This window comes from Asanoa sp. NPDC049573, assembly GCF_040676615.1.
Lineage (GTDB): Bacteria > Actinomycetota > Actinomycetes > Mycobacteriales > Micromonosporaceae > Asanoa.
Window position 1 is genome coordinate 62,179 of record NZ_JBFAPI010000001.1, and the last position, 21,800, is coordinate 83,978.

Consider the following 21,800-nt stretch of genomic DNA (forward strand, 5'->3'; position numbering starts at 1 on the left):
CCGGGCGCGCGAGCCGCGTGAAGGTCTGGGCGCGCGAGGGTCTGGGGTCGCGCGAAGGTCTGGACACGCGAGGCGCGCGAGCGTCTGGACGCGCGCGGGTCCGGGCGCGCGAGCCGCGTGAAGGTCTGGGCGCGCGAGGGTCTGGGGTCGCGCGAAGGTCTGGACACGCGAGGCGCGCGGGGTCTGGGGCGCGTGAAGGTCTGGGCGCGCGAGGGTCAGGGGACGCCCGAAGGTCTGGACACGCGAGGGTCTAGGCGCGCGAGGTCTGGCGCGCGAGGGTCTGGCGCGCGCGAGGGTCCGCGGCGCGCGAAGGTCTGGGCGCGAAGGTCCGAGGCAACACGGTCCGAACGCCCGGACGCCTTCCGGCGGCGGTCGGAGATGAACACCAACACCGAGACGCCGCAGCGTGATCCGCGGCAGCGTGCGTCTCTGCCACACGCGCTTCTGTGCGATCTAGGAAAAGAATGCACCTGGGGCAACAGACTTTTTTCCTAGATCGGCGGCCCGCCCGGCCGCGGCCGGCGTGTCATTGGCGCCGCGCCGGCGCGGCCGCCTGGGTGTGACTGCGGCTCAACGTTCCCAGGCGATCGGTGACCACCGCCGACCGGTTGGGTCCAGGTGGTCGGTAACCCGGACGACCCGCCCAGGAACGGCTCCGGCCCGCCAGAGCGAACGGATCGCTCCGACGGGCCGGGTATAGCAACTGGTCAGATCTCGGCGAGCGTGCCTTCGTACATCTTGTTGATCTCGCCCTGGAAGTTGGCCTCTACGCCGCGGCGCTTGATCTTCATTGAGGGGGTCATTTCGCCGTCTTCGATGGTCAGGTCGCGGGGGAGGATGGTGAACTTCTTGATGGTCTCCCAGCGGTTGAGCTTCGCGTTGAGTTCCGCGATGTAGCCCGCAACCATCGCGTTGGCCTGTGCCGAGCCGACGATCTCCGCGTAGGGGCGGCCCGCCAACTCGCCGCTCGCCGCCCAGGCCGTCACCGCGTCGGGGTCGAGGGTGATCAGCATCGTGCAGAAGTTGCGGGCCTGGCCGATCACGATCGCCTGGGAGGTCAGCGGGCAGATGGCCTTGAACAGGCCCTCGATGTGGGACGGCGCGATGTATTTGCCGCCTGACGTCTTGACGAGATCCTTCTTGCGGTCGGTGATCTTCAGGTAGCGGTCTTCGGCCAGCTCGCCGATGTCGCCGGTGCGGAAGAAGCCGTCCTCGGTGAACGCGGCCGCCGTCTCCTCCGGGAGGTTGTGGTAGCCGCGCATAACCGGGGCGCCGCGGAGCAGGACCTCGCCGTCGGGGTCGATCTTGCACTCCAGGTCGCCCAGCGGTTGGCCGACCGTACCGATGCGCAGGCCGCCGGGGCGGTTGACGAAGTTGCCGGCGCTGGTCTCGGTGAGTCCGTAGCCTTCGGAGATCGGCAGGCCGGCCGCCGCGAAGAACTCGGCGATGTCGACGCTCAGCGGCGCGGCGCCGGAGACCAGCGTGCGGATGTTGCCGCCCAGGCGGGCCTGGAGCTTGCTGAAGACCAGCTTGGTGGCGAGGGCGTACTGCAGTTTCAGGGCCGCGGGCACGGGCTGGTCGGCCTGCTCCAGCTTGACCTTGCGCTTGCCGGTGGCGACGGCCCAGCTGAAGATCTTGGCTTTGGCGCCGCCGGCCGAGGTGCCGTTGGTGATCGCGGCGTTGTAGACCTTCTCGAAGATCCGCGGCGCGCCGCACATCAGCGTCGGCTTGACCACCGCGAGCTGGTTGACCAGCACGTCGATGCGGCCGTCGACATAGGTCGGCAGGCCCACGTGGATGATGCCGCAGAGCAGCGTCTTGCCGAACGAGTGCGACAGCGGCAGCCACAGGTATTGCAGGTCGTCGGAGCGCAGGATGCCGAGGTCGGCCTGGGCCACCGCCTCCCAGCACCAGCCCGCGTGCAGCAACTCGACGCCCTTCGGGCGGCCGGTGGTGCCCGAGGTGTAGATCAGGGTGGCCAGGTGGTCGGGCGCGATCGGCTCGACCAGCCGCTCGATCAGCCCGGGGTCGCCGGCCAGCGCCGCCGCGCCCTGCTTCTCCAGGTCGGCCAGGGTGAGCTGGGGCGGGCTCGCGGCCGGGTCGGCGTCGCCGTCGATCAGCACGACGTGGGTGACCGCGGGCAGGGCGGCGCCGGACAGCTTGCCGGCCTGCATCGGGTTCTCCGCGATGACCACCTTGGAGCCCGAGTCGGCGATGATGAACGTCGCGTCTTCCGGCTCGGTGGTCGGGTAGACGGTGGTGGTGGCCCCGCCCGCGCACATGATGCCGAGGTCGGCGATGACCCAGTCGAGGCGGGTGTTGGCCAGGATGGCGACCCGCTCCTCGGCGCCGACGCCCAGGCCGTGCAGGCCCGCGGCGACCGCCTTGGCCCGCTCGCCCACCTGCTGCCAGGTCATCCACTGCGGGCCCGCGTCGCTCGGGTATCCGAACGCCCGGCCGTCGGGCGACGTGGCGACACGCTTGAGGAACATGTCGGGGATCGACCGGTAAGGGACATCGAGCGACATATCCGGAAACCCGCCTTTAGTTGGTCATGTGATCGCGGTCACGTCGACGCTTGCTACCGAAGGGTAAGTCGAACCTGGGCACGGATGCCAGTCCCGAACGCACGTGTCGATCATGGGCTGACCAGGGTCTTTAACCAAGACTCAGGGGGTACGGGTCAGGGATAGCGAAGAGCGCCCAGCGACCAGTCGTACGTGCCGCGCAGCCACCGCCGCCGGGCCAGCAGCATCCGGGCCAGCCGTTCGTCGGCGTCGAGCAGCACCTCGGCCTCCAGCAGGCCGTAGGCGGCGAGCCCGGCGTTGTAGCGTGCCGCCGCCTCGGCCAGGGCCGCCCGCTCCGACCAGCCCAGCTCGTATGCGATGACCGTCGCAAGATTCTGGCCGTCGTGCAGCCGCTCCTTGCCGTAGGAGAAGACGTCGTTGCACCAGCAGACCAGGTCGGCGGCGAGCAACTCCAGCCGCACCACCCGCGGGTCGATCCGGTCGGTCGTGCCGGCCAGCCCGTCGGTCGCGAGGTCGGTGAGCGCGAAGCTGGGCAGCACCGCGCCCGTGTGGCGGCGCATCTGCACGTACTCGGCGAAGCGCGGCACCCGGCGCAGCTGGCGGTTGGTCGCCTCCCAGAGCAGCGCGAACAGGTACTCCCGCATGGCCGCCGCGAACCGGAGCAGGCCACCGGCGCGACCCAGGGCGCGGACCCGCCGGCACAGGTCGTGCAGCGCGGCCGCGGTCGGCCCGGCCGGCTGGTAGTCGGCGTGCGCGGCCGTGCCGAACCGGTCCAGCACCTCGAGTAGCGGCGCCAGTGCCGGTGCCAGCCGGGCCGGGTTGGTGCCCAATTCGTCCTCGTCGCACCGGTCGTCGAACGCGAACAGCCAGGTGATCAGGTCGGCCAGCAGGCGGACCGCGGGCAGCGAGACCTCGGGGCAGGCCCGGGCGGCCAGTTCGGCGGCGTTGGCCCGGGACAGCCGGTCTCGCGCGGCCGGCGTCGGGGCGAGCCCGAACGCGTCGGCCCAGTCGGCGGAGTGCGCCGCGACCTCGTGGACCGCGTCGTGGACGAGGGCCTCGTACGGCGGGGCGATCAACGCCGCCACGGCGAACGTCCGCATCCCATCGATGATGCGGCCCGCCCGGGGGTGGGGGAACAGTGTTTCGGCTATCGCGTCAGATCTTCAACGGCGTGCCGCGCAGCCGATCGGCCAACTCCGGCGGCCCGTCGATCTGGACCCGGGTGGCCCGCTGCCGGCCGGAGAGGAAATAGGCCAGCTCGCCGGGCGCGCCGACCAGCCGCAGCCGCTCGCCGCCGGCGCCGGTCGTCACCTCGCCGAAGCCGGGCGCCTGCACCAGCAGCGCGGCCGGGAACCTGCGCAGCCGCAGCCGGGCGCTCAGCGACGCGGTCTTCCAGAGCGACGCCTGGTCGTCCTTGGGCAGGTCGCGCGGGTGCCAGTCGGGCTGGGCCCGGCGCACGTCCTCATGGTGGACGAAGAACTCGAGCGTGTTGGCCAGCCCGTCGGTCAGCGGGTTGCTGACCGGGCTCCACCGTGGCGGGTTGCGCACCAGCTCGACCAGGTCGGGGTAGGGCCTGGCCGCGATCGCGCGCTGGGTCGCCTTGGCGTGGCCGCGCAGCGGCGGGATGAACATCCCCAGGCTCGCGTCCGGCCGGCGCTCCCGGAGCACGAGGTGGGCGGCGAGGTCGCGGGCGGCCCATCCGGTGCACATCGTCGGCGCTTCCGGGCCCACGGTGACGAAAAGGTCAGCCAGTTTCTGCCGTTCGGAGCGTGCGAACCGGGACATGGCGAGAATCGTACGCATGGCGTCTGAAAAGCCTCTGTGACCGTGGACACAGGGAATACCGGCTCGCACACGGGCCTTGGTTCCGGTAAGGATAACGGTGAATTCCGTGGCTTACCCGGGCCGTGACCGGGGTGAACGGCCGCTCCATCGAGCGGCGTCGACAGACAGAGGGGCAACATAGTGGCGAGCGTGACCAGCCGGGACGTGCTCGCCCGGGGCTTCCGCGTGCTCGGCCGGGCGATCCGCGACGAACCGCGCATCTTCACCTTCGCGGTCGGCGGCAGTGTCCTGTTCGGTGGCCTGATCGTCGGCAGCGCCTACATCATCGGGCACATCGTCGGCAGGATCATCGTGCCGGCGCTGGAGACCGGCGAGGTCGACAACGCGCTGCTCTGGCTGGGCGCGGTCACGCTGCTCGCGGTCAGCGCGTTGCGGGTGGTCGGCATCTTCGGCCGCCGGCTCGGCGCCGGCTACATGCAGTTCCGCCTCCAGGCCCGCTACCGGCGCCTGGTCACCGGCCGCTACCTCGACCTGCCGCTGTCGTGGCACCACCGGCACGCGACCGGCACCCTGCTCTCCAACGCCAACTCCGACGTCGAGGCCGCCTGGTTCCCGATCGCGCCGCTGCCGTTCGCGGTCGGCACGATGGTGATGCTGTTCGGCGCCGTCGGCTCGCTCTTCTTCACCGACTGGGTGCTGGCCCTGGTCGGCGTGGCCACGTTCGTCGGCCTGGCCCTGATCAACGTCTTCTACTCCCGCCGGATGGCACCGCGCCAGGCCCGCGCCCAGTTGATGCGGGGCGAGGTCAGCGCGATCGCGCACGAGAGCTTCGACGGCGCGCTGGTGGTCAAGACCATGGGCCGGGAGAGCACCGAGACCGACCGCTTCGCCGCGCAGGCCCGCGAGCTGCGCGACGCACTGATCTCGGTCGGCCGGCTCCGCGGCCTGTTCGACCCGCTGATGGAGACGCTGCCCAGCCTCGGCACCCTGGCCGTGCTGGTGGTCGGCACGCTGCGCCTGCGGGCCGGCGACATCACCGTCACCGACCTGGTCAGCGTCGCGTTCCTGTTCACCGTCCTGGCCTTCCCGGTGCGGGCGATCGGCTGGGTGCTGGCCGAGTTGCCGCGCAGCGTGGCCGGCTGGGACCGGCTCCAGCACGTGCTCACGGCGACCGGCGAGATGCGTTACGGCACGATAAATCCGGAAAAGTCGGATGAGCCGGCCCGGCTGTCGTTCGACGGGGTCGACTATGCCTATCCGGCCAGCGCCGAGACCGACAACGACGACATGGTCAACGCCAGCACCGCCGGCGAGCAGGGCCCGACCGTCCTGCACGACATCAGCCTGGTCGTCCCCGAGGGCCGCACGGTCGCCCTGGTCGGCCCGACCGGCTCCGGCAAGTCGACGATCGCCTCGCTCGCCGTGCGCCTGGTCGACCCCGACTCCGGCCGGGTCCTCGTCGACGACCACGACCTGCGCGACCTGACCGCCGCCGCGCTGGCCGACACGACCGCCCTGGTCGCCCAGATCCCGTTCATCTTCGACGACTCGGTCCGCGCCAACGTGGCCCTCGACCGCGCCGGCGTCGACGACGACGCGGTCTGGGCGGCGCTGCGGCTGGCCCAGGCCGACGACTTCATCCGCCGGCTGCCCGAGGGCCTCGACACGATGGTCGGCGAGCGCGGCACCTCCCTCTCCGGCGGCCAGCGCCAGCGCCTCACGCTGGCCCGGGCGCTGGCCGGCCGACCCCGGCTGCTGATCCTCGACGACGCCACCAGCGCGGTCGACCCGCGGGTCGAGGCGGCCATCCTGGCCGGCCTGCGCGGCGGTGAGCAGCCGACCTCGATCCTGGTGGTCGCCTACCGGCGGGCCACCATCGCGCTCGCCGACGAGGTCGTCTACATCGAGCACGGCCGGGTGGTCGCCGCCGGCACCCACCAGGAGTTGCTGGCCAGCACGCCGGGCTACGCCGATCTGGTCACCGCCTACGAGCGGGCCGAGGCCGAACGCGAGCGCGAGCACGCCTACGAGGACGAAGGGGCGGTGACCGCATGACGACCGCCACGGCTGAGAAGGCGGAGCGGGCGGAGCAGGCCGAGACCGCGGCCGAGCCGACGCAGAAGACCTGGGCCACCATCCGGCGTGGGCTGTCGCTCTCGCCCGAGTTGCGCACCGGCCTGGCCGGAACGCTGTTCTTCGCCGTCGTCTCGATGGTCGGCCGGGCCGCCGTGCCGGTGGCCATCCAGCAGGGCATCGACAAGGGCATCGCCGGCCCCAACGGGCTCGACGTCGGGTTCGTGTCGACCGTCGTGGCGATCACCGCGGCCGTGCTGGCCGTCACCACGCTCTGCGGCTATCTGATGATGCGCCGGCTGTTCACGGTCAGTGAGACCGCGCTGGCCAACGTGCGGGTGCGCACCTTCCGCCACATCCACGACCTGTCGATGCTGCACCAGCAGTCGGAACGGCGCGGCTCGCTGGTCTCCCGGGTGACCAGCGACATCGACCAGATCACCCAGTTCCTGCAATGGGGCGGCGTGATCCTGCTGATCAGCGCCGGCCAGGTGATCGTGACGACCGCCGTGATGGGCTACTACTCCTGGCAGCTCACGATCGTCGTGCTGGTCGCGTTCGCGCCCGCGGTGTTCGTGATCCGGGCCTTCCAGAAGCGCCTGGCCGGCGCCTACGGCACCGTCCGGCGGCGGATGGGCACGCTGCTCGCGGCGGTGTCCGAGAGCGTCGTGGGCGCGCCGGTGATCCGGGCGTACGGCGTTTCCGACCGCACCCGCACGCGGCTCAACACGGCGATCGACGACTACCGGGTGGCACAGATGCGCGCCCTGCGCACCAGCGTCACCGGCTTCTCCAGCGGCGAGCTGGCCGCCGGCCTGGCCACGGCCGCCGTGGTCGTGGTCGGCGTCCAGCTCGGTGTCGGCGGCACGCTGTCGATCGGCCAGCTCACCGCGTACCTCTTTCTGGTCACGCTCTTCATCCAGCCCGTGCAGATCGCGACCGAGGTGCTCAACGAGGCGCAGAACGCGGTGGCCGGCTGGCGCCGGGTGCTCGACGTGCTCGACGTCAGCCCCGACGTGGCCGACCCGGGTGAGCAGGGCCTGGCACTGCCGGACGGGCCGATCGACATCAAGTTCGAGGACGTCTCCTTCTCGTACGGCGGCCCGATCGTCCTCGACGACGTCAACCTGGAGATCCCGGCGAAGACCCGGGTCGCGGTGGTCGGTGAGACCGGCAGCGGCAAGACGACGTTCGCGAAGCTGCTGACCCGGCTGATGGACCCGACCACCGGCTCCGTCAAGCTCTCCGGAGTGCCGCTCGACCGGATCCGGTTCGACTCGCTGCGCTCCCGGGTCGTGATGGTCCCGCAGGACGGGTTCCTCTTCGACGCGACGGTCGCCGACAACGTGCGGTTCGCCCGCCCCGAGCTCTCCGACGCCGACCTGGAGCTGGCGTTCACCGAACTGGGCCTGATCGACTGGGCCGAGGCGCTGCCCAACGGCCTGCGGACCCGGGTGGGTGAGCGCGGCGAGGCGCTCAGCGTGGGCGAGCGGCAGTTGGTCGCGCTGGCCCGGGCCTACGTCGCCGACCCCGACCTGCTGGTGCTCGACGAGGCGACCAGCGCCGTCGACCCGGCGACCGAGGTGCGGTTGCAGCGCACCCTCGACGCCGTCACCCGCGGCCGCACCACGGTGGCCATCGCACACCGCCTCTCCACGGCGCAGGGCGCCGACGAGGTGGTCGTGGTCGACAAGGGCCGCATCGTGCAGCGCGGCCCCCACGACGAGTTGCTCCGCTCGCCGGACTCGATCTACGCCAAGCTCTACGCCAGCTGGCTCGAACAGACCCGCTAGGGCCGGTCTCGGCCCTACGGCCGCTCGAAGACGGACAGCTGGAAGGTCAGCGGGCGGTCGCGCGGGTCGTCGGGGTCGGGGAGGTCGCGCAGGCCGCGGACGACCGGCATCACGGTGCTGGCCCAGACCGCGCCGTCGACGTTCCAGAGGTTGGACCAGGCCCTGGTCTCGATCATCTCGGCGAGCCGGTTCGGCGACTCGGTCACGGTGCCGACGGTGACCTCGTGGGTCTCGACCGGGCGTAGCCCGGCCGCGGTGGCCGTGGCCCACACCGCGACGGGCGTGTCCGGCCGGTCGATCCCCGGCAGCCCGGCCAGCAGCGGCGCGAATTCGTCGGGGCGGGCGCGGACCTCCGGCGCCGCGAGTGCCACGACCCGGCCGCCGGGACGGACCACCCGGTGCGCCTCGGCGAACGCCGCCGGCAGGTCGACGATGGCGTGCAGGGAGGCGACGAACAGCGCGTTGTCGACGCTCGCGGTGCGGACCGGCAGCCGGCGGGCGTCACCGAGCGCGACCTTGGCACCCACCCGGACGCGGGCCCGGGCCAGCATCGCGGGGGAGAGGTCGACGCCGACGGCCGGCACCCCGTGCTTGGCGACCAGCGCGGCGGCGACCAGGCCGGTGCCGACACCGATCTCCAGCGACCGGCCGGGCACCAGGTGCGGCGCGAGCACGGCGGCGACCTCGCGGCCGCGCTTCTCGCCACCGCGGGTCTGGTCGTAGCGGTCGGCGACGCGGTCGAACGGCAGCGACTCGGGCATGCGCGCCAGATTAGCCCTCCGGCCAGACGCCGGGCAGGTCGCCGAACACGTAGCGCTGGATCGTCGGGCCGACGGCCGCGACCAGCACCTCCTGCGGTGCGGAGGCGAGCGGCTCCACCTTGATGACATAGCGGGCCATGGCCAGCCCGGCGAGCTGGCTGGCCACCAGGCTGACCCGCATCGGGGCCTGGTCGGGTGCCATCGGCACGGCGGCGCGCACCCGGCGCAGGATCTGGCTGACCACGAACTCGCGGAACAGCCGGGCGGTCCACTCGCTGCTCACCGCCGAGCGCAGCATCGCCACGCCCGCCTTGCCGGCCGGCGAGTCCCAGATGCCCAGGAAGAAGCGGACCAGGCGCTCGCCGACCGCGTCGGGGTCGCCGGCGAGCGCCTCCGGGATGATCACGCCGGGGTCGATCGGCGAGTTCATCGCGGCCAGGAAGAGCTTGTCCTTGGTGCCGAAATAGTGGTGGACCAGCGCCGGGTCGACGCCGGCCACGGTCGCGATGTGGCGGATCGAGGCACCGTCGTAGCCCTTCTCCGCGAACGCGGTGCGGGCGGCGCCGAGGATCGCGTCGCGGGTGTCGGGGTTGCCCGGGCGGCGTCCGGACCGTCGTACCATTGCCAGCCTTTCTTCGGGTCGGGCGCCTTTCGACGCCCGACCCCGGGTGAGTCAGGCCGTGCGGCGGCGCAGGGTCGCGGCGCCCAGGGCCAGCGCGAGGATGATCGCGCCGATCACGATGCCAAGGTCACGCCACATCGTGCCGGTCGGGTCGGCGTGCGCGCCGACCTCGGTCAGCGCCTCCACCGAATAGGACAGCGGCAGCACGTCGCTGATCGCGTGCAGCCACCCGGCCATCGAGTCGCGGGCGACGAACAGACCGCAGAGCAGGATCTGCGGGATCGCCACGACCGGCATGAACTGCACGGCCTGGAACTCGGTGCGGGCGAACGCGCTGCACAGCAGGCCGAGCGCGACGCCGAGGACCGCGTTGGCCACCGCGATCACGATGACCAGCCACAGGCTGCCGGCGGTGTCCAGATCGAACAGCCAGTAGGCCAGCGCCGAGGCGACCGCCGCCTGCAGGGTGGCGACGAGGCCGAAGGCGATGCCGTAGCCGAACAGCAGGTCGAGCTTGCCGACCGGGGTGGTGAACAGCCGCTCGAGCGTGCCGCTGGTGCGCTCGCGCAGCATGGCGATGCTGGTGATCAGGAACATGATGATGAACGGGAAGATGCCGAGCATGATCAGCGCGATCTTGTCGAACAGAAGCGGCTGCTCGTCGAACATGAAATAGAGCAGGGTCAGCAGCAGCAGGGGTACGACGATGATCAGCGCGACGGTGCGCCGGTCGTGCCGGAGTTGCCGGACGATCCGGCCGATCGTGGTGGCGAGAATGTGGGGAGACATCACGCGGCCGCCTTCTCCTGTTGACGGATGATGCGCAGGAACGCCTCGTCGAGGTCGTCGGTGCCGGCGGTGACCTTGATCGCCGCCGGGGTGTCGTCGCCGATCAGGTAGCCGTCGCGGATCAGCAGCAGCCGGTCGCAGCGGTTGGCCTCGTCCATCACGTGGCTGGAGACCAGGATCGTGGCGCCGTCGGCGGCCAGGGCGCGGAACTGGGCCCACAGCTCGTCGCGGAGCACCGGGTCCTGGCCGACGGTGGGCTCGTCGAGCACCAGCACCTCGGGCCGGCCGACGATCGCGCAGGCCAGCGAGGCGCGGCTGCGCTGGCCGCCGGAGAGGTTGCCGACCAGTTGGTGTGCGGCGCCGGAGAGCCCGACCCCGTCGAGGGCCGCGTCGGCGTCGGCGGCGCCGAGGCCGTAGAGCGAAGCGAAGTAGCGGGCGTTCTCCCGGACCGTGAGGTCGTCGTAGACGCTCGGCGCCTGCGTCAGATAGCCGATCTTGCGCCGCAGCGGCACCGAGCCGGCCGGCTCGCCGAGGACGGTCACCCGCCCCGACTTGACGAGCTGCACGCCGACGACGGCGCGCATGAGAGTGGTCTTGCCGCTGCCGCTCGGCCCGAGCAGCCCGGTGATGCTGCCGCGCGGGATGGTGCAGGTGAAACCGTGCAGCACCTCCCGCTTGCCGCGGTTGATCACGAGGTCGGTGACCTCGATCGCGGTCTCCATCAGTCCTCCGTCTCTGAAATTCAACGTCTGATGAACTCAACACTAGATGAAATAGATGGGTGTACGCAAGCAGAAGCCCCGGCCCCCCTTCCGGGGGACCGGGGCTCCTTGGTGCTGTGGGTCTACAGCGCGAGAATCCGATCGAGGAAGTCGCGGTAGCGGCGCATGGCCACCCGCATCGCCTCGGTGTCCGGAGCCTCCTCGTCGCGGCGCGGGTCGAGCTCGACCTGCTCGGCCAGGAGCGTCTCGGCGAGCTGCTGCACGGCGGTGGCGACCAGGGCCTGCGCGTGGTCGAGGGCTTCGGTCGGCTCGTCGACGAACTGCGCCTTGACCTCGTGCCACTCGGCCCGCAGCGCGTCGGCGGCCTCGGCGCTCCACACCGCGATCCGGGTCTCCGGCACGTCACCGGGCCGCAGCGGCGGCCCACTGACCGGCCGCACCTCCGCGGCAGGCGACCCGATGTCAGCCAACGTCGGCGCGGCCACCACGGCGTCCGCCATCTGGTAGGAACCCGGCGGGAACTCCACCGTGTCCCCGTCCTCCTCGTCCTCGGTCACCGCCCGCGGCGCTTCGGCGGTCTCCACGAGCCCTTCGTCGTCGGTGGCTTCCTCCGCCGCCGGCGCGTCAACGGCCTCGATGTCAACCAGCTCCGCAACGTCGGCAGCGACCGCATCCGCGTCGTCGGCGTCTTCCGCGTCCGCGTCCGCAGCCTCGGCGACGACCTCGTCCTCGGTGTCCGCGTCGGCCCCGGCGGCAGCCTCGTCCGCTTCGGCGACGGGCTCTGCCGCAGCCTCGGCATCTTCGCCTTCGGCGGTGGCCTCCGCAGTGGGCTCGTCCTCGGCGGTCCCCTCGGCCTCCGCGGTCGGCTCATCGGCCTCATCGCCTTCGGCGTTCACTTCGTCGTCGGTGACGTCCTCGGTTTCGGCGGTGGGTCCGTCCTCGGTGGCCTCGTCGCCGTCGGCGCCGGCCCCGTCGTCGGCCGCCTCGGCGGTCTCGTCGTCGACGAGCGTCTCGGCCTCGGCACCGGGCTGGTCGTCGGCGGTTTCCTCGTCGTCGGTCGTGGCGTCGTCTTCGGCGAGGGTCTCGGCTTCGGCGGTGGGCTCGTCGGCGGCGGCCTCTTCGTCGTCGGTCGTGGCGTCGTCTTCGACGAGCGTCTCGGCTTCGGCGGTGGGCTCATCGTCTTCGTCGGTGGCGTCGTCGCCGTCGGCGTCGGCCTCGTCTTCGACGATTGCCTCGGCTTCCGTGGTCGGCTCGTCGGCGGCGGCCTCTTCGCCGTCGGTCGTGGCGTCGTCTTCGACGAGCGTCCCGGCTTCGGCGGCGGGCTCGCGGTCGCCAGCCTCGTCCGCGGCTGTGGCGTCGTCTTCGACGACTGCCTCGGCCGCCGGCTCGTCGTCGGCGGCGTCGTCTTCGCTGGCGGCCTCGTCTTCGACGTTTGCCTCGGCTTCGGCGGTCGGCTCGTCGTCGGCGGCCTCTTCGCCGTCGGTCGTGGCGTCGTCTTCGACGAGCGTCCCGGCTTCGGCGGCGGGCTCGCGGTCGCCAGCCTCGTCCGCGGCTGTGGCGTCGTCTTCGACGACTGCCTCGGCCGCCGGCTCGTCGTCGGCGGCGTCGTCTTCGCTGGCGGCCTCGTCTTCGACGTTTGCCTCGGCTTCGGCTTCGGCGGTCGGCTCGTCGGCGGCGGCCTCTTCGTCGTCGGTCGTGGCGTCGTCTTGGACGAGCGTCCCGGCTTCGGCGGTGGGCTCGTCGGCAGCGGCCTCTTCGTCGTCGGTCGTGGCGTCGTCTTCGACGAGCGTCTCGGCTTCGGCCGCGGGCTCGTCGTCGGCCGCCTCTTCGCCGTCGGTCGTGGCGTCTTCGACGACTGCCTCGGCGATCGGTTCGTCGTCGGTGGCGTCGTCGTCTCCGCTGGCGGCCTCGTCTTCGACGATTGCCTCGGCTTCGGCGGTGGGCTCGTCGTCGGCCGCCTCTTCGCCGTCGGTGGTGACGCCTTCGACGAGGGTCTCGGCTTCGGCCGTGGGCTCGTCGTCGGCCGCCTCTTCGCCGTCGGTGGTGACGCCTTCGACGAGGGTCTCGGCCTCGGCGGTCGGCTCGTCGTCGGTCGCCTCTTCGCCGTCGGTGGTGGCGTCTTTGGCGACGGTTTCGGTTTCGGTCTCGGCCGTGGGCTCGACTTCCACCGCCTCCGCGTCGTCGGTGGTGGCGTCTGCGACGAGAGTCTCGGCCGTGGGCTCGTCGGCCGTGGGCTCGTCTTCGACGAGCACTTCGACGAGCGCTTGGTCAGCGCCGGCCTCGACGTCCACTGTGGCGGCCGGCTCGTCGGTGACGTTCCCGGTCGCCGCTTCCTCGGCGAGCAGCGCCTGCCATTCCTTTTCGAACTCCGGGTCGTCGGCCGCTTCGGCCGCTGCCGCGGCTTCCGGCGCGTCGGTGGCCGCGCCGTCGACGGCGACCGCCTCCGCTTCGGTGTCGTCGGCCGCTACCTCGTCGGTCGCGAGCGCGGCCGCGTCGGCCTCGGCGACCGCCTCGGCCTCCGCGTCGTCGAGGGCGACGTCGTCAGCGGGGGCGGGGCTGTCCGATTCGGACACCGCGGGCGCGGACGGCGCGGTCGCCCACGGCGACAGCGGGGCGGCGCCGCTCAGGAACTGGCTCGCGATCGGCGGGATGGGCTGGGTCGCCGCCGGTTCACCCGGACGGATGACCGGGTTTTCGATGGTCGTCTCGGTGAGCGCCGCCGAGACCGGTGCCGACCCGGTGGGCTCGGCGGTCGCCTGTGCCGCGGCGAGGGCGTCGAGCGCCGATCCCGGCACCTCGTCGCCAGGTGGGCGCTGCCCTGGCACGGCGAATGCGGGCTCGCTCTGGTCGGGCTGGGGTTGGGGCTGCATGCGGTGTCCTCCGTCCGCTCTGTAACGACACCCGGCCGGGCGATGCCAGGATGGGGCGCGCCGGACCGGTGGGGGAGACGGGACGCGGCTGCCGGAACGGAACGCGTCGGACCCGTGCGCCGGCAGTGCAGAGCCGGGGAACGGGTGGCGGCACGAACGCGCGGGGATAAGGCAGGGAAGCGCCCCGCCGGTGAGGAAAAACCCGGGCGGCGCACGCACAAACTACCGCCCACGGCGCCCGAGCACAGCCCCCGATTTCGCTCGGATATCCCCCGGAACGTCGCCGGGCGCGGGTGAGGAAGAATTGTCCGGGTGGCCCCAACCGATGACCGTCTCGACCCGGCGATCGCCGCCCGCCTGAAGCGCACCGCCGACGGGTTGGTGCCGGCCGTCGTGCGCCGGCACGACGACGGCGAGGTGCTGATGCTCGCCTGGATGAACGACGAGGCCCTGCACCGCACGCTCACCACCGGCCGGGCCACCTACTGGTCGCGCAGCCGCCACGAGCTCTGGGTCAAGGGCGAGACCTCCGGCCACCACCAGTACGTCAAGAGCGCCGCCCTCGACTGCGACGGCGACACCATCCTGCTCACCGTCGAACAGGTCGGCCCGGCCTGCCACACCGGCACGCCCACCTGCTTCTCCGACGAGCTGCCGGTGCGCGCATGACCACCGGCGCCGTCACACCCACCCTGGCCGGGTTCGCCGAGCAGGCCCGCGCCGGCCGGGTCGTCCCGGTCACCCGGCGGCTGCTGGCCGACGGCGAGACACCGGTCGGCGTCTACCGCAAGCTGGCCGGCGGCCCGGGCACCTTCCTGCTGGAGTCGGCCGAGCAGGGCGCGGGCAGCGCCGGCACGAGCTGGTCCCGCTACTCGTTCGTCGGCGTCCGCAGCGCGGCCACGCTGGTCGAGCGCGCCGGCCGGGCCGAGTGGCTGGGCAGCCCGCCCGAGGGGGTGCCGACCACCGGCGACCCGGTCGACGTGCTGCGGGCGACCGTCGACGCGCTGACCGGGCGGCGGCACGACCCCGACGGCCCGCCGCTGACCGGCGGCATGGTCGGCTACCTGGCGTACGACCTGGTCCGCCGCTTCGAACGGTTGCCGGAGCTGGCCGACGACGATCTCGGCGTGCCCGAGCTGGGCATGATGCTCGCGACCGACCTGGTGGTGCTCGACCACTACGCCGGCTCGGCGATCCTGGTGGCCAACGCGATCCTCCCGCCAGATGGCGACGACGCCGCCATCGCCGCCGCCTACCACCACGCGGTCGGCCGGCTCGACGCGATGACGAGTGCGCTGTCCCGCCCGACGCCGCCGATGATCTCCACGATCGACGTCCCGGCGGCGGCGCCGCTGCTGGAGAGCCGCACCCCGGCCGGCGGCTACCCCAAGGCGGTGGAGCTGGCCAAGGAGGCCATCCGGGCCGGCGAATGCTTCCAGATCGTCGTCTCGCAGCGCTTCGAGCGCCGCACCAACGCAGACCCGCTCGACGTCTACCGGGTGCTGCGCACGACCAATCCCAGCCCGTACATGTATCTGTTGCGCTTCGACGACTTCGACATCGTCGGCTCGTCGCCGGAGGCGCACCTCAAGGTCACCGACGGCCGGGCCCTGCTGCACCCGATCGCCGGCACCCGCCCGCGCGGCCGCGACCCGCAACACGACGGGCAGCTCGCGACCGAGCTGCTGGGCGACCCCAAGGAGCGGGCCGAGCACGTGATGCTGGTCGACCTGGGCCGCAACGACCTGGGCCGGGTCTGCGTGCCCGGCACGGTCGAGGTGCCCGAGTTCGCGACGATCGAGCGCTACAGCCACGTCATGCACATCGTCTCGACCGTGGTCGGGCAGCTCCGCGACGACCGCACCGCCTTCGACGCGCTGGCCGCGACGTTCCCGGCGGGCACGCTGTCGGGCGCGCCGAAGGTCCGCGCGATGGAGATCATCGAAGAGCTGGAGCCGACGCGCCGCGGGGTCTACGGCGGCACGGTCGGCTACCTGGGCTTCGGCGGCGACCTCGACATGGCGATCGCGATCCGCACCGCGCTGATCCGCGACGGCCGCGCCTACGTGCAGGCCGGCGCCGGCATCGTCGCCGACTCCGACCCGGCCGCCGAGGAGCGCGAGACGCAGAACAAGGCCGCCGCCGTGCTGGCCGCGATCACCGCCGCCGAGACGCTCCGGGCCGCGCGATGAAGCACCCGCGGCGACAGCTCACCACGGCCGTGCTGCTCTGCGTGGTCGGCGCCGGGCTGGCGTTCGTCGCGGCCGGGCGCACCTGGGAGAGCGGCTATTCGCACAGCGTGTCGCCGCTGCCGCCGTCGAGCCTCGACCGGTCGGGCGGCGACCTGATCCCTGGCCTGTCCGCGCTGGCGATCGTCGGGCTGGCCGGCGCCGGTGCGCTGCTCGCCACCCGCGGTTGGGCGCGCCGCGCGGTCGGCGTACTCGTGCTGCTCGTGGGTGTCGGTCTGGCCGCGCTCGCGCTCGATCGGGTGTTCGACGCCAGCACCGCGTGGCCGGCCCTGACCGTGGCCGGCGGCGTGCTGGTGGTGGTCGCCGGGCTGGCCGCCGTCGTGGTCGGGCACCGCTGGCCGGGAATGGGCGCGCGCTACGACCGGTCACCGAACACACGATCGACCGGCGGCGAGACCGACACCTGGAACGCCCTCGACCGCGGCGAGGACCCGACGGTCAGGTGAGCGTGCGGGTCGCGGCCTTCCGGCGCGGCGGCATCGTCACGATCATGGCGACGTGACGCCGGACCTCGTCGCGCTGGTCGTGCCGGGCCCGGTCGGCGCAGATCGCCTCCCAGGCGTTGCCGCGCGCGGTGCGCATCCGGTCGCCGACGACGACCCGCTGCGCGGTGTCGATGACGCCGAATGCCGCCGAGAGAACGGCCCGCGGAAGGTCCGCGATCCCACCCTGCTGCCGTGACAGTGTGTCGTCCATGCCCCGCCCCGATGAACAAGTCCCCTGTGGTCGGTGCGCCAATGGCACCGTCGACCAGTTTGCCCGACCACATCCTCCCCGAGGGCTGTTTCGCCAGAGTGTCCGACCGTGGCGAAAGCGGCGCGGGTCACCCCGGCAGCCGGGCGCGGGGACCCACGCCGGGACGGGCCGGGCATTATGCCCGACCACGCGGCGTGAGACGGCCCATACCCCGGACGCCGTCCGCCGTCCGGCGGGCCATAGCATCGGGCGCATGACACCCGGAAAGGGGAGTCCGTTGGTGAGTGCTGATCAACCGCAGGGTGACGACGGCGCCAACCCGGCGACGCCGGTAAGTGTCCTCGACGAGATCATCGCGGGCGTGCGCGAAGACGTCGAAAGTCGGCAGCAGCAGGTCCCGCTGGCCGAGGTCAAGCGCCTCGCCGCGGCCGCACCGCCGGCCCGTGACGCCCATGCCGCGCTGCGCCGCCCCGGCGTCGCGGTGATCGCCGAGGTCAAGCGCTCCTCGCCGTCGCGTGGGCAGCTCGCCGACATCCCGGACCCGGCCGACCTGGCCAGCGAATACGCGGGCGGCGGGGCCCGTTGCATCAGCGTGCTGACCGAGGGTCGCTGGTTCGGTGGTTCCCTCGACGACCTGGCCGCCGTGCGCGCCGCCGTCAACGTGCCGGTGCTCCGCAAGGACTTCGTCGTCTCCAGCTATCAGGTGCACGAGGCGCGGGCACACGGCGCCGACATGGTGCTGCTGATCGTCGCCGCGCTCGAGCAGAACGTGCTGACCGGCCTGCTGGAGCGGATCGAGTCGCTCGGCATGACCGCGCTGGTCGAGGTGCACGACGAGGAAGAGGCCGACCGGGCCCTGGAGGCCGGCGCTCGGGTGATCGGCGTCAACGCGCGCGACCTGCGCACCCTCGAGGTCGACCGGTCGGTGTTCGAGCGGATCGCGCCCGGGCTCCCCAACAACGTCGTCAAGATCGCTGAATCGGGCGTACGCGGCCCGCACGACCTCATCCGCTACGCCTCCGCCGGCGCCGACGCGGTGCTGGTCGGCGAGGGCCTGGTGACCCAGAAGAGCCCCCGCGACGCGGTCGCCGAGCTGGTCAACGCCGGCAACCACCCCGCGACACCGAGGCCGGTGCGATGACTGACCTGTTGCTACCCGACGCCACCGGGCACTTCGGCCCGTTCGGCGGCCGGTTCATCCCGGAGGCGCTGGTCGCCGCGCTCGACGAGCTCGACGCCGCCTATCGGGGTGCCAAGGCCGACCCGGCGTTCGTGGCCGAGTTCGACCGGATGCTCCGCGAGTACGCGGGCGCGCCCTCGGCGCTTTACGAGGCCGGCCGGCTGAGCGCGCAGGTCGGCGCGCGGATCCTGCTCAAGCGCGAAGACCTGCTGCACACCGGGGCACACAAGGTGCGCAACGTGCTCGGCCAGGCGCTGCTCACCAAGCGGATGGGCAAGCGCCGGGTGATCGCCGAGACCGGCGCCGGCCAGCACGGCGTGGCCGCCGCGACCGCCGCCGCCTACCTCGACCTCGAGTGCGTGGTCTACATGGGCGAGCTCGACACCGAGCGGCAGGCGCTCAACGTCGCCCGCATGCGGATGCTGGGCGCCACGGTCATCCCGGTGACCAACGGGTCCCGCACGCTCAAGGACGCCCTCAACGAGGCGCTGCGCGACTGGGTGGCCTCCGTCGACGAGACCCATTACCTGCTGGGTACGGCGGCCGGCCCGCACCCGTTCCCGGAGCTGGTGCGCGACTTCGTCTCCGGCATCGGCCGGGAGGCCCGGGCCCAGTCGCTGGAGCGGCTCGGCGGGCTGCCCGACGCGGTGACCGCGTGCGTCGGCGGCGGCTCCAACGCGATCGGCATCTTCCACGCGTTCGTCCCCGACGAGGCGGTCCGGCTCTACGGCTTCGAGGCCGGCGGCGCCGGCGTCGCCACCGGCCGCACGGCGGCGTCGATCACGGCGGGCTCCAAGGGCGTGCTGCACGGCGCCCGCACGTACGTGCTGCAGGACGCCGACGGGCAGACCCTGGAGTCCCACTCGATCTCGGCCGGCCTCGACTACCCGGCCGTCGGTCCGGAGCACGCCTGGCTGCACGACACCGGGCGGGCGACCTACCTGCCGGTCGACGACGACGAGGCGATGAGCGCGTTCCAGTTGCTCTGCCGCACCGAGGGGATCATCCCGGCGATCGAGAGCGCCCACGCGCTGGCCGGCACGCTGCGGATCATCCCGGAGCTGACCGAGACCCTGGGCCGGGAGCCGACCATCGTGGTCAACCTCTCCGGGCGCGGCGACAAAGACGTGCACACCGCCGGCAACTACTTCGGGATCCTGTGACATGACCATCGAGACAGCGTTCGACAAGGCCCGCGCCGAGGGCCGGGCGGTCCTCGTCGGCTGCATGCCGGCCGGGTTCCCGACGGTCAAGGGCAGCATCGCCGCGATGACCGCGATGGTCGAGGCCGGCGTCGACGTCATCGAGGTGGAGATCCCCTACAGCGACCCGGTGATGGACGGCCCGGTGATCCAGAAGGCCAGCGACATCGCGCTCGCCGGCGGGGTACGGGTGGCCGACACGATCCGGATCGTCGAGGCTGTCGCCGCCACGGGGGCACCGGTGGTCGCGATGACCTACTGGAACCCCATCGAGCAGTACGGTGTCGACGCGTTCGCCCGCGACTACGCCGCGGCCGGCGGCACCGGGCTGATCACTCCCGACCTGATCCCCGACGAGGCGCACGACTGGCTGGCCGCCTCCGACGCGCACGGGCTCGACCGCACGTTCCTGGTCTCGCCGTCGTCGACCGACGCCCGGTTGGCGATGACCGTGGCGCACTGCCGCGGCTTCGTCTACGCCACCGCGCTGATGGGCGTCACCGGCGCACGGGAGCACACCTCGACGGCCGCGCCCGCCCTGGTCGCGCGGATCCGCGCGGTCAACTCCGAGTTGCCGGTCGGTGTCGGGCTCGGCGTCCGCGACGGCGCACAGGCCGCCGAGGTCGGCTCGTTCGCCGACGGGGTGATCGTCGGCAGCGCTCTGGTCCGCTGCGTGCTCGACGCCGCCGACGAGGCGGCCGGCCTGGCGTCACTGCGGGAGTTGTCGGCGGAACTGGCCGCCGGGGTGCGTGCGGTGCGGCGCTGAGCGCCTAGCCCGCCAGACCGACGACCACGTCCTGGCTCGCCTGGTCCGCCGCGTCGCCGGCGTCGGGATAGTCGGGCTCGGGATCGCGTTCGACCCTCGACAGCACGCCGGCCCGGCCGGCCACCGCGTCGGCGATCGCCATCCGCGTGGTCGGTGTCATCGGCTGGGGCAGATCGTCGGTGTCGTGCCAGCTGAGCCGGCAGATCCGCTGCGGCGTGTGCAGCAGGGCCTCGCCGCGCGCGTCGTGGCAGCGGAACACGTGCACCACGAGGTCGGGCAGATCCTGCCCGTGCAACTCGTAGATGCCGACCAGGTCGACGATCTCGACATCCATACCGATCTCCTCGCGTACGTCGCGACCGACGGCATGGATGGGACTCTCGTTCTCACGGACCTTCCCGCCCGGCAGCCCCCACCGGCGGTGTCCCAGGCTCTGCTGGCAGAGCAGCACGCGGCCGGCGTCGTCGGTGACGATCGCGGCGACCGCGGATGTGAGGGAGTTCATACCTTTGGACCGTACGCCGCGAGCGCGCCAACGTCAGCCGTCGTGCCGGCTCATCGCTCGATGCGTGCGGTGTCCGGATAGATCCGGGACGAACCCGGGGTGCCGCTTGCACCATGCGCGACGGTACCGTGTTGTCCCGTGACACTCGCCGCGATTCCGAGCCCCACTCACGCCGTGTGGCAGGTCGGCCCGGTTCCGATCCGGGCATACGCCCTCTGCATCATCCTGGGCATCGTCGCCGCCGCCGCCGTGGCCGAATACCGGCTCCGCCAGCGCGGCGCGCACAAGTGGGCGATCCTCGACATCGCGGTGTGGGCGGTGCCGTTCGGCATCGTCGGCGCGCGGATCTACCACGTGATCACGTCGCCCGGCGCCTACTTCGGCGAGGGCGGTGACCCGCTCGAGGCGCTCCAGATCTGGAAGGGCGGCCTGGGCATCTGGGGTGCGGTGGCCGGTGGTGGTGTCGGCGCCCTGTTCGGCGCCCGCCAGCTCGGCCTGCCGCTGACCGTGGTCGCCGACGCGCTCGCGCCCGGCCTACCGCTGGCCCAGGGCATCGGCCGGCTCGGCAACTGGTTCAACAACGAGCTCTACGGCCGGCAGACGACCCTGCCCTGGGGCCTCGAGGTGCACGAGATGGACTCGGCCGGCCGGCCCACGCTGGTCGACGGCGAGCCGGTGCTGCGCCCCGGCCTCTACCAACCGACGTTCCTCTACGAGCTGGTCTGGGACGTGCTGATCGCCGGCGTGGTGATCGCCCTCGACCGCAAGTTCAAGTTCGGCAAGGGGCGCGCCTTCGCGCTCTACGTCATGGGCTACACGCTGGGCCGGTTCTTCATCGAGATCCTCCGGGACGACACGGCGACACACATCCTCGGCGTCCGGATCAACGTGTTCGTCGCCGCGATCGTGTTCGTCGGCGCGCTGATCTACTTCCTCCGGGTCAAGGGCCCCCGCGAGTACGTCATCCCGCTCGGCGTCGACGCACCCGCTCCGGCGCCGGCCGGCGGCGGTGTCTCGACCGTCGACGTCTCCTCGAAGCCGACCGCGCCCGCCGTCCCGACCGGCTACCGGGTGGTCACCGAAGAGGAGTTCCGGGCCTACCAGGCGACCGGTGCGGTGCCCGACGACGACCCGGACGGGGGCACCGTGGCCGAGACGGACGGCGAGTCCGCCGAGGCCGACACCGACGGCACGGATGATGAGCGCGACAGCGACACCACGGCCGCCGGCGCGGGCGGCCGCGCAGACGACCGCTGATC

At 72.3% G+C, this 21,800-nt stretch carries 19 protein-coding genes; 9 read left to right on the forward strand and 10 right to left on the reverse strand.

From position 1 onward, the window contains the following. Positions 1–707: 707 nt before the first annotated feature. The 3 genes from AB0J74_RS00285 to AB0J74_RS00295 form a co-directional block, all read right to left on the reverse strand. Positions 708–2,528 (reverse strand): long-chain fatty acid--CoA ligase, encoded by a 1,821-nt coding sequence (locus AB0J74_RS00285; protein WP_363442548.1) that lies wholly within the window; start codon positions 2,526–2,528, stop codon positions 708–710. A gap of 155 nt (positions 2,529–2,683) precedes the next feature. Then, positions 2,684–3,628 carry a terpene synthase gene (locus AB0J74_RS00290; RefSeq protein ID WP_363442551.1) on the reverse strand — a complete coding sequence of 315 codons (945 nt, stop codon included), beginning with the start codon at positions 3,626–3,628 and terminating at the stop codon, positions 2,684–2,686. Positions 3,629–3,683: 55 nt separating this feature from the next. Continuing rightward, the gene (locus AB0J74_RS00295; RefSeq protein WP_363442554.1) at positions 3,684–4,313 is read right to left on the reverse strand and encodes a TIGR03085 family metal-binding protein; all 630 of its coding nucleotides are present in this window, start codon (positions 4,311–4,313) and stop codon (positions 3,684–3,686) included. A 180-nt stretch (positions 4,314–4,493) separates the two neighbouring features. Between AB0J74_RS00295 and AB0J74_RS00300 the strand changes: the two genes are divergently transcribed. Continuing rightward, entirely contained in the window at positions 4,494–6,368 is a 1,875-nt protein-coding gene (locus AB0J74_RS00300; RefSeq protein ID WP_363442557.1) for an ABC transporter ATP-binding protein, read from the forward strand. Further along, a complete protein-coding gene (locus AB0J74_RS00305; protein WP_363442560.1) occupies positions 6,365–8,179 on the forward strand; it encodes an ABC transporter ATP-binding protein in 1,815 nt (604 codons plus the stop codon). Before AB0J74_RS00300 ends, AB0J74_RS00305 begins: the two co-directional genes overlap by 4 nt. Before the next feature lie 14 nt (positions 8,180–8,193). On the opposite strand, the gene AB0J74_RS00310 is transcribed toward AB0J74_RS00305, so the two are convergent. The 5 genes from AB0J74_RS00310 to AB0J74_RS00330 all read right to left on the reverse strand — a co-directional run bounded on the left by AB0J74_RS00310 (position 8,194) and on the right by AB0J74_RS00330 (position 13,943). Further along, positions 8,194–8,940 carry a methyltransferase domain-containing protein gene (locus tag AB0J74_RS00310; protein WP_363442563.1) on the reverse strand — a complete coding sequence of 249 codons (747 nt, stop codon included), beginning with the start codon at positions 8,938–8,940 and terminating at the stop codon, positions 8,194–8,196. Positions 8,941–8,950: 10 nt separating this feature from the next. Next, a complete protein-coding gene (locus tag AB0J74_RS00315) occupies positions 8,951–9,562 on the reverse strand; it encodes a TetR family transcriptional regulator (RefSeq protein WP_363442566.1) in 612 nt (203 codons plus the stop codon). A gap of 51 nt (positions 9,563–9,613) precedes the next feature. Then, complete coding sequence (locus tag AB0J74_RS00320) at positions 9,614–10,351, reverse strand: ABC transporter permease (protein ID WP_363442569.1); 738 nt, start codon at positions 10,349–10,351, stop codon at positions 9,614–9,616. Continuing rightward, positions 10,351–11,073 (reverse strand): ABC transporter ATP-binding protein, encoded by a 723-nt coding sequence (locus tag AB0J74_RS00325; protein WP_363442572.1) that lies wholly within the window; start codon positions 11,071–11,073, stop codon positions 10,351–10,353. Before AB0J74_RS00325 ends, AB0J74_RS00320 begins: the two co-directional genes overlap by 1 nt. A 122-nt stretch (positions 11,074–11,195) precedes the next feature. Beyond that, complete coding sequence (locus tag AB0J74_RS00330) at positions 11,196–13,943, reverse strand: hypothetical protein (RefSeq protein ID WP_363442575.1); 2,748 nt, start codon at positions 13,941–13,943, stop codon at positions 11,196–11,198. Positions 13,944–14,255: 312 nt separating this feature from the next. Between AB0J74_RS00330 and hisI the strand changes: the two genes are divergently transcribed. Genes hisI through AB0J74_RS00345 form a run of 3 tightly spaced genes read left to right on the forward strand, consistent with a single transcriptional unit; the run spans position 14,256 to position 16,638 of the window. Beyond that, positions 14,256–14,612 (forward strand): phosphoribosyl-AMP cyclohydrolase, encoded by a 357-nt coding sequence (hisI, locus tag AB0J74_RS00335; RefSeq protein WP_363442578.1) that lies wholly within the window; start codon positions 14,256–14,258, stop codon positions 14,610–14,612. Further along, positions 14,609–16,135, forward strand: coding sequence for an anthranilate synthase component I (locus AB0J74_RS00340; RefSeq protein WP_363442581.1), 1,527 nt, complete (start codon positions 14,609–14,611; stop codon positions 16,133–16,135). The genes hisI and AB0J74_RS00340 overlap by 4 nt, the downstream gene beginning before the upstream one ends. Continuing rightward, positions 16,132–16,638, forward strand: a complete 507-nt coding sequence (locus AB0J74_RS00345) for a Trp biosynthesis-associated membrane protein (RefSeq protein WP_363442584.1) — start codon at positions 16,132–16,134, stop codon at positions 16,636–16,638. The genes AB0J74_RS00340 and AB0J74_RS00345 overlap by 4 nt, the downstream gene beginning before the upstream one ends. Here AB0J74_RS00345 and AB0J74_RS00350 read toward each other — a convergent pair. Beyond that, positions 16,631–16,876, reverse strand: a complete 246-nt coding sequence (locus AB0J74_RS00350; RefSeq protein ID WP_363443986.1) for a hypothetical protein — start codon at positions 16,874–16,876, stop codon at positions 16,631–16,633. The genes AB0J74_RS00345 and AB0J74_RS00350 overlap by 8 nt on opposite strands. A gap of 292 nt (positions 16,877–17,168) precedes the next feature. On the opposite strand from AB0J74_RS00350, the gene trpC reads away from it, so the two are divergent. From trpC to trpA, 3 genes are read left to right on the forward strand one after another with little or no spacing between them, the layout of a single operon-like run. Continuing rightward, positions 17,169–18,029, forward strand: a complete 861-nt coding sequence (gene trpC / locus AB0J74_RS00355) for an indole-3-glycerol phosphate synthase TrpC (protein WP_363442587.1) — start codon at positions 17,169–17,171, stop codon at positions 18,027–18,029. After that, a complete protein-coding gene (gene trpB, locus AB0J74_RS00360) occupies positions 18,026–19,231 on the forward strand; it encodes a tryptophan synthase subunit beta (protein ID WP_363442590.1) in 1,206 nt (401 codons plus the stop codon). The genes trpC and trpB overlap by 4 nt, the downstream gene beginning before the upstream one ends. 1 nt (position 19,232) lies before the next feature. After that, positions 19,233–20,036 carry a tryptophan synthase subunit alpha gene (gene trpA / locus AB0J74_RS00365; protein ID WP_363442592.1) on the forward strand — a complete coding sequence of 268 codons (804 nt, stop codon included), beginning with the start codon at positions 19,233–19,235 and terminating at the stop codon, positions 20,034–20,036. Positions 20,037–20,040: 4 nt separating this feature from the next. Here the strand turns inward: trpA and AB0J74_RS00370 are convergent, their stop codons facing one another. Then, the gene (locus tag AB0J74_RS00370; RefSeq protein WP_363442595.1) at positions 20,041–20,541 is read right to left on the reverse strand and encodes an NUDIX hydrolase; all 501 of its coding nucleotides are present in this window, start codon (positions 20,539–20,541) and stop codon (positions 20,041–20,043) included. Positions 20,542–20,679: 138 nt separating this feature from the next. On the opposite strand from AB0J74_RS00370, the gene lgt reads away from it, so the two are divergent. Then, positions 20,680–21,798 (forward strand): prolipoprotein diacylglyceryl transferase, encoded by a 1,119-nt coding sequence (lgt, locus tag AB0J74_RS00375; protein WP_363442598.1) that lies wholly within the window; start codon positions 20,680–20,682, stop codon positions 21,796–21,798. Positions 21,799–21,800: the final 2 nt, after the last annotated feature.

Coding starts and splice junctions, on each gene's coding strand:
- trpA (WP_363442592.1), top strand. CDS start 19,233: ATGACCATCGAGACAGCGTTCGACAAGGCCCGCGCCGAGGGCCGGGCG.
- AB0J74_RS00285 (WP_363442548.1), bottom strand. CDS start 2,528: ATGTCGCTCGATGTCCCTTACCGGTCGATCCCCGACATGTTCCTCAAG.
- AB0J74_RS00295 (WP_363442554.1), bottom strand. CDS start 4,313: ATGTCCCGGTTCGCACGCTCCGAACGGCAGAAACTGGCTGACCTTTTC.
- AB0J74_RS00330 (WP_363442575.1), bottom strand. CDS start 13,943: ATGCAGCCCCAACCCCAGCCCGACCAGAGCGAGCCCGCATTCGCCGTG.
- AB0J74_RS00310 (WP_363442563.1), bottom strand. CDS start 8,940: ATGCCCGAGTCGCTGCCGTTCGACCGCGTCGCCGACCGCTACGACCAG.
- AB0J74_RS00305 (WP_363442560.1), top strand. CDS start 6,365: ATGACGACCGCCACGGCTGAGAAGGCGGAGCGGGCGGAGCAGGCCGAG.
- AB0J74_RS00325 (WP_363442572.1), bottom strand. CDS start 11,073: ATGGAGACCGCGATCGAGGTCACCGACCTCGTGATCAACCGCGGCAAG.
- trpB (WP_363442590.1), top strand. CDS start 18,026: ATGACTGACCTGTTGCTACCCGACGCCACCGGGCACTTCGGCCCGTTC.
- AB0J74_RS00370 (WP_363442595.1), bottom strand. CDS start 20,541: ATGAACTCCCTCACATCCGCGGTCGCCGCGATCGTCACCGACGACGCC.
- AB0J74_RS00345 (WP_363442584.1), top strand. CDS start 16,132: ATGAAGCACCCGCGGCGACAGCTCACCACGGCCGTGCTGCTCTGCGTG.
- AB0J74_RS00320 (WP_363442569.1), bottom strand. CDS start 10,351: ATGTCTCCCCACATTCTCGCCACCACGATCGGCCGGATCGTCCGGCAA.
- AB0J74_RS00290 (WP_363442551.1), bottom strand. CDS start 3,628: ATGCGGACGTTCGCCGTGGCGGCGTTGATCGCCCCGCCGTACGAGGCC.
- AB0J74_RS00315 (WP_363442566.1), bottom strand. CDS start 9,562: ATGGTACGACGGTCCGGACGCCGCCCGGGCAACCCCGACACCCGCGAC.
- AB0J74_RS00340 (WP_363442581.1), top strand. CDS start 14,609: ATGACCACCGGCGCCGTCACACCCACCCTGGCCGGGTTCGCCGAGCAG.